This window comes from Paenibacillus agri, assembly GCF_013359945.1.
Classification (GTDB): domain Bacteria; phylum Bacillota; class Bacilli; order Paenibacillales; family Paenibacillaceae; genus Paenibacillus_AQ; species Paenibacillus_AQ agri.
The window spans coordinates 59,084-65,959 of the sequence record NZ_JABWCS010000190.1 but is presented as its reverse complement, the minus strand read 5'-3'; the positions used below and the strand labels follow the sequence as shown (position 1 = coordinate 65,959).

Sequence of the window (6,876 nt, the reverse complement as noted above, 5' to 3'; positions counted from 1 at the left end):
CCACAGGAGTGACTGGAGCCACAGGTGATACTGGTGCAACAGGAGCGACCGGTGCAACAGGAGCGACCGGGGCCACAGGAGCGACCGGAGTGACAGGTGACACTGGGGCAACGGGTGCAACTGGAGCCACAGGAGCCACAGGAGTGACCGGAGCGACCGGTGAAACTGGTGCGACAGGAGCGACAGGCGCGACAGGCGCGACCGGAGCCACAGGTGCAACAGGTGCAACAGGTGAAACTGGTGACACCGGAGCCACTGGTGCCACAGGAACCGCAGGTTCCAGTGCGATCATTCCTTATGCTTCAGGCCTTCCAACTACGTTGACTACAGTACTGGGTGGTCTGCTGAATACCTCGAGCTTGATTGGTTTTGGTACGAACTCCATAGGTCTGACGATTGCCGGTGGTACGATTGATATTACCGGTGGTGCGGGGCTCTTGGTCAATGAAGCATTCTCGGTTCCGCGTGCGGGTACCATTACCTCTATGGCTGCTTTCTTCAGTACAACAGCTGCACTAAGCTTGTTAGGCAGCACGCTCACTATTACTGCCCGACTGTTCCGTTCGACAGCGCCTAACAATAGCTTTACGGCAGTGCCAGGAGCAGTTGTAACACTGGCTCCTGCGCTCACAGGTGTTTTGGCACTCGGCACCATCAGCAGCGGAACAACTACTGGCCTTTCGATTCCGGTCAATCAGGGAGACCGTTTGATCCTGGTCTTCTCCTCAACGGTAACGGCAGGGCTTGATGTCGCCACTACGGTTGTTGGTTACGCAAGTGCCGGTGTTGCAATCAGCTAATCTTTATCTGGTTCGGCCGCAACATTTAATAAGCAAGGGCTTGTTACAAGCCCCTGCTTATTTTTATCCCTATGCATCATTTAAGAAAGGAGATATCCATGATTTCAGTTAGTCTGTGTATGATCGTGCGTAATGAGGAAAAAGGACTCTTCCGCTGTCTATCAACGGTTAAGGAGATCGCCGATGAGATTATTATTGTGGATACAGGTTCCACCGATAAGACAAAGGAAGTAGCGAAGAGTTTCGGAGCCAAGATTTATGATTTTGAATGGATTGACCATTTTGCTGCTGCAAGAAACTATGCCTTCAAGCAGGCGACGCAAGAATATATTCTGTGGCTGGATGCCGATGATACGATTGCCAAGAAGGATCAGACTCTTTTCAAAGAGTTAAAAAAGACGTTGCCCTCTCATATTCACAGCGTAACCATGCCCTATAATCTAGCGTTTGACAGTGACGGGAACGTGACCTCGAGCTTGCGGCGCAACCGGCTGGTTAGACGAGACAGTAATTTTCAGTGGATTGGACCCGTGCACGAGTATCTGGAGGTCGGTGGGAACATTCATCACAGCGAAGTGTGCATCACGCATCAGAAGGATAAACAACACACGGACCGCAATCTGCGTATTTATCGCAAAAGAGCAGAGCAGGGGGAACAATTCTCCCCTCGCGACTTGTACTATTATGCTAACGAGCTTCGCGACCATGGCTTGCACCGAGAGGCTGTGGAGTATTATAACAAGTTTCTGAATACAGCAAAGGGATGGGTCGAGGACAACATTCAGGCCTGCCTCAAATTAGCTGAGTGTTATGGACAATTGGGCGATAAGGAAAAAGAGTTCCAGGCGCTCTGCAAAACATTGCAGTACGACGCTCCCCGTGCGGAATTTTGCTGCCGGATCGGTGCTTTTTTCTTAGAGAAAAACCAATGCAAGGAAGCTATTTACTGGTACCAGCAGGCGGTCGAACTGCCAGAGCAAGCAGAGAATATGGGCTTCACCAACCGGGCTTATTCAACCTGGCTGCCGCATCTGCAGCTCTGTCTGTGCTATGACCGGATAGGGGAGCACCTGCAGGCGAATACACATAATGAGTTGGCCTTAAAATACGCCCCGTCCCATCCAAGCATGCGCTATAACCGAAAGTATTTTAAGACACTTCTGGGTCCTGCTTATAGCACGGGAACTGGTATTGGAAATAAAAAATAAAATGACAATCCCTCTACGGGGTAATCGCCGTAGGGGGATTGTCAATTCTCTCTTCTTTTATCTGACAGGCTGTCCTGTTGATTAATATTGCATCAAATCCGCAGAATTTCCCGGATATCCTGTTCAGTTAGTGCGGACAAGCTCTCTTGTCCGGGCTTAATGACTTCATTAATCAAATTCTTCTTCTTTTGCTGCAATTCGTACATCTTGTCCTCTACGGTACCTTGAGCAACGAGCCGGATTACCTGTACTACATTCTTCTGCCCGATGCGGTGAGCACGGTCGGCGGCCTGCTGCTCTACAGCGGGGTTCCACCAGAGATCATAGAGGATGACGGTATCCGCTCCGGTCAGGTTCAGTCCGGTGCCGCCTGCTTTTAGCGAGATCAGGAACAGGTCTCCTTCCCCTTCGTTGAAGCGGCGGCATAGCTGGGTCCGCTGGGCAGGTGGCGTTTGGCCATCGAGATAGAAATAGGGAATGCCTTGCACCCCAAGCTCACGACCGATCAGATCCAGCATACTTGTGAACTGTGAGAAGACTAGCATTCGTTTACCGGAGCTGCGGCATTCATCAATGATTTCAAGCAGTTGTTCGAACTTGCCGGAGCGGCCTTGATAGCCCTCGATAAACAGGGAAGGGTGGCAGCAGAGCTGACGAAGTCGCGTAAGTCCGGCCAGAATCTTGACCCGGTGTTCCCCAAACCCGCCGAAGCCGTCGCTGTCCAGATGCTTGAGTGCTTCTTTTTGCAGTCGGGCAAGGTAAGCCACATACAGCTTCTTCTGGTCTGGCAGCAGCTCGGATGCTTGTACAGACTCAATCTTGTCCGGCAGTTCCTTCAATACATCACGCTTCAGGCGACGCAGCAGGAATGGTCTTGCCCGCTTAGCAACGGCTTCTCTCGGCAAATCATGAAAAGTCTTCTTATTCCCCGGGAATAATCCAGGAAAAACAGCGCCAAAGATAGACCATAGATCTTCCAGCGCATTTTCTACAGGCGTTCCAGTCAAAGCGAAGCGATAGCGGGCCTCCAGACTTCTAACCGCCCGGGCCGTCTGGGTGACTTCATTCTTGATGAATTGTGCTTCGTCGAGAATCAGTGTATGAAAAGATCGCCCGCTATACAGCTTCACATCCCTGCGCAGCAGCGGGTAGGAAGTGATGATCACATCTGCTCCGGCAGTGTTCTTAAGCGTACGGTTTCGTTCCGTCAGATTGCCGTCTGCGATGACCGCCTTTATCTCCGGAGCAAATTTCTTCAACTCGTTGTGCCAGTTGTAGATTAGTGAGGCGGGGGCGACGATCAGCGCCGGACGTCCTGCATCCTTGATGTCCGGCAGTTCGGAGAGCAGGAAGGCGATGCTTTGCAGTGTTTTGCCAAGACCCATATCATCGGCCAGAATGCCACCGAATCGGTAATGGGCCAGTGTCTTGAGCCACTGGAACCCGAGCTGCTGATAATCCCTCAGTACAGGAATGAGGCTGTCCGGTACCGGGAAATCCAGATTGTCTGGATTTTGCAGATTGGCCAGCAGCTTGCGGAAGCTTTTGTCGAGCTTGACCGCATCACCTTTATGATTGGTTGAACCGAGATGCAGCCCCTGAAGAAGAGGCAACGAGAATTCCTTGCCTTGAATCTCTCCAGTCTTGATCCCCACTTCGTTCATAAAAGTGATAATTTCCTGTAGCTCCTCGGAGTCTAATGGCAACAAGGCCCCGTCCGGAAGACGGTAATATCGGCGCTTCTCCTGAAGTGCCTTCAGAAGGGTGGCGATCTCATCGTCAGGAATGCCACCCATATCGAACTTGAAATCCAGCCAGTCCGTTTTTTCATTCCAGCGGACGCTGACCTTAGGAGGTGGATTGCCTGTGAGCAGTCGCCCTTTAACAGCGGTGGTTGCATAGACATCCAGCAAATCCTCCAATAGTGGAACTGTATGGTGCAGAAAATCGAATTCGTCATCTTCGTTGCTCATGAGAAAGCTGCTCTCCGTTCTGACGAAAGCGGCTTTCTCCATCAGCCCCATGATTTGGGCTTCCCGTTCGCCGTCCCGCATAAGGATAAGGTCTGTCCCGCGGCTGCGCTGTTCTTCCAGCGGATTCAGGACGATATCCCCGTACTGGAACTCCAGACCGGCGAGCAGCCGGTCCCTGATCCGATCCAGATAGAGCCGGGCTTTTAACGGGCTATGGAGGATTCTGTCCGAGATGGAGTCGGCGACCGTGACTGTACCCAGCTTCAAGAGACCAGGAATAACCTTGTCCATGAATGACTCGATCTGCTCTGGCGCAATGCCTAGGCTACCTTGGCGGGAAGCGCCGAGCATTCGCTTGATCCCGGCGAGCCGCTCGCACTCTTGAGAGGGTAGTTCCAGCAGCCGGCCTGCGGATAGCACCAAATTGTAATCCTCCAACACCGTGATGTTGTCCAGCCCCTGAACCTCCAGACGGTAGCCGCCGCTACCCGCCTGATCCAGTTGAAACATCAGTGGAGGTGCTTCCTGCGAAAGATTCACGCCCTCGTATAGACTATCCTCTTGCTGCAGGTAGACTGATGGTGCTGATGCCAGCAAGGGTTGCAGTTCCTTCCAGAAATAAGGCGGAATAGGGAGTAACCGCTCCCGCTCCCCGTTAGATCTATTCCCATAGTGCGAATTAATCCCCATGCTCTCGCGGTAGACCTTCTCACTTTGCACGATCTGGAGGAGCTTCTGGATAACCTCATTATCCTTTTGAACAAAGCTGTACTGCGAGGGATTATAAATAAAATGCCGCGAGAATTCAAAATTCTTCCCACGATGAACGGCTTCCAGGAAGGTTCTGATCTTCTGCACAATATATAAACGCTTAGGCCCTATCTTCAGCTCGATACCCAGCATTTCAGCGCTGCCGTAGCCAGAGAGCATGGGTCTCACTATCCATTCCACAACGAGCGAATCTCTTGTGTCCACATAGCTCCCCTCGCCGCTGGGGCGCAGGCGCGAATTTCCGAACATGTCCAGCATGCTGTTAACCAACTGGCTGTCTTGTGCAGGGCTTCCTGAGGAATGATGAAGATTGCGCGGTGTCAGCCTGCTGTCTTCCCTGTCCGGCTGCCCTTGCTGGTACAGGGCAGAGCCCCCGGAACGCTGATCCGAATGACCAGCATGCGCCAGATCGTGGATATGAATCAGTACGGCAGCGATATGCTTGCAGAAAGGTCCGCCATGTGAATAGGCCGGACAACTGCACTCCGCCCTGACGTCTCCATCACTGTCCACGGCAACCTTGACGTCATAGCTGAGATGCCCCTGTACGATGGCCTCATATGCTGTCCGGCTGACGACTCCGCCGCGATCCTCTTGTTGTTCTTCCCAGGTTAATCGAACCTTGTTGCTATGGAAGAGGATGGCTCCTTCTTCTAGAACGGACTTGCCACACAGCAGCTTAATGACCCGTTCTGGTACACTGTATCCCATGCCGTTGTTCCTTTCTTCAATATATCAGTGTGTTCACGTTCCGTTATAAATCTAGTCCTATATTAACAGAACAAGCGTACGCCTTCAAAAAAGTAAAGGAGATTAGTATATGCTGCAATCTCAAAAAGAGCGTTTATTAGCTACAACCTTTACGAAAAGGGCCTACGCAAAAAAAAGCGGAGTTCCGGCTGTAATGCCGAATCTCCGCTATTTTAGTACGTTCCCTATAACTCAGAAATAGACTTTAATTTTCCATTATAGAAGTACAGGTAGACATTACCGTATACTACCAATCCAAGAGATTCATTAGTCCGGTCTGGATCGCCCCATGAGAAGTAAACTTCATCAAAAGTCATACCGACGACTACCTTTTCGGCAACAATAGCTGCCCACATTTTATCACTGCTGTTAGTTAATGTACGAGGGCTTTTGTAGAGGAAAGTGCTGCTGATATTACTGATTTGATCCCCTACAGGCGCCAAAGTAATGGTGATTTCTTCACCACTGGCCCGGCGCAGGACAACGTCAACATCGCCAGTTTCATTGTCCGCCTGAACGCTCTTTATCGTGACCTTCTCCATATTTTTGAACGGGCTATCCTCGATCTGGGAATTCCGCACCCAAGCCACTGTGCCATTAAAGGTCTTTTTCAAGTATTGCAGGTACTCCACCGTATACATCATAGCCTCGTCATAGATGTCTTGATCCAGCGTCCATGCTGTGCCATCGTCCTTGAGCATTGAATACTCAATTGAGGAGCTTCCATCATACTGGACGTCAGTAATCCAATGCGTACCTGGAAAACCGTAGACATAGACCTTCTTGCCTACAACGCTGCCAAAGTTTCTTGGAAGCTTGCTGAGCGCTGTCAGTGTGGCATTGCTCTTCGCCTTGCCTTCATCTCCGCTCCAGATGAACAGTGAGTAGGCGCTGGAGGCGTACTTGCCATCAATCGCGCCGATGTTCAGCAATGTCTTGAAAGCAACATAGTTGGAATTATTGTACAGGACAGAATTGTCCTTGTTTAGTGTAGTGGCACCTTTGGCGCCGCTCACACTGATGCCTGTAGCTGTCTTGGTCATGCTGATTCCCGGAATTTGATCCAGTAGCTTTACAGGTACATATGCTGATGAATTGACCAGGAGCGATTTGGCAGTTGAGATAATCAGCTTGCCGTCCACAAACGTAGAGATTTCGTTATAAGCTGGTGCCGCTGCCGCAGCGGCTTTCCCTGTTCCCGCAGGGCTGCCCAGCCCGACAACGAGCAGTAGGGCGGTTAGGATTACGACCAATCTTTTCATAAATTTTCTTCCCCCAATGTATTATGCTTTAACCGGTGTCTAACGGTTTAGCGTTCTATACATTCGGTGGGGCTCCAGTAAATTCCTGCCGGTTCGACATAATTCTATGGGG

General features: G+C 51.0%; 4 protein-coding genes. 2 read left to right on the top strand and 2 right to left on the bottom strand.

Features of this window, described 5'->3' with window-relative positions; translation table 11 throughout:
• Positions 1-800: exosporium glycoprotein BclB-related protein (locus tag HPT30_RS04715; RefSeq protein ID WP_281364457.1), on the top strand; the 800-nt coding region annotated here is incomplete at its 5' end.
• A gap of 98 nt (positions 801-898) precedes the next feature.
• Positions 899-2,008 (top strand): glycosyltransferase, encoded by a 1,110-nt coding sequence (locus HPT30_RS04710; RefSeq protein ID WP_175370323.1) that lies wholly within the window; start codon positions 899-901, stop codon positions 2,006-2,008.
• A 92-nt stretch (positions 2,009-2,100) separates the two neighbouring features.
• Here the strand turns inward: HPT30_RS04710 and HPT30_RS04705 are convergent, their stop codons facing one another.
• Both HPT30_RS04705 and HPT30_RS04700 read right to left on the bottom strand, forming a co-directional pair.
• Positions 2,101-5,463: a DEAD/DEAH box helicase gene (locus HPT30_RS04705; protein ID WP_175370322.1), complete on the bottom strand. Its 3,363-nt coding sequence runs from the start codon at positions 5,461-5,463 to the stop codon at positions 2,101-2,103.
• 224 nt (positions 5,464-5,687) lie between these two features.
• Positions 5,688-6,764, bottom strand: coding sequence for a hypothetical protein (locus HPT30_RS04700; protein WP_175370321.1), 1,077 nt, complete (start codon positions 6,762-6,764; stop codon positions 5,688-5,690).
• Between the last annotated feature and the right edge of the window lie 112 nt (positions 6,765-6,876).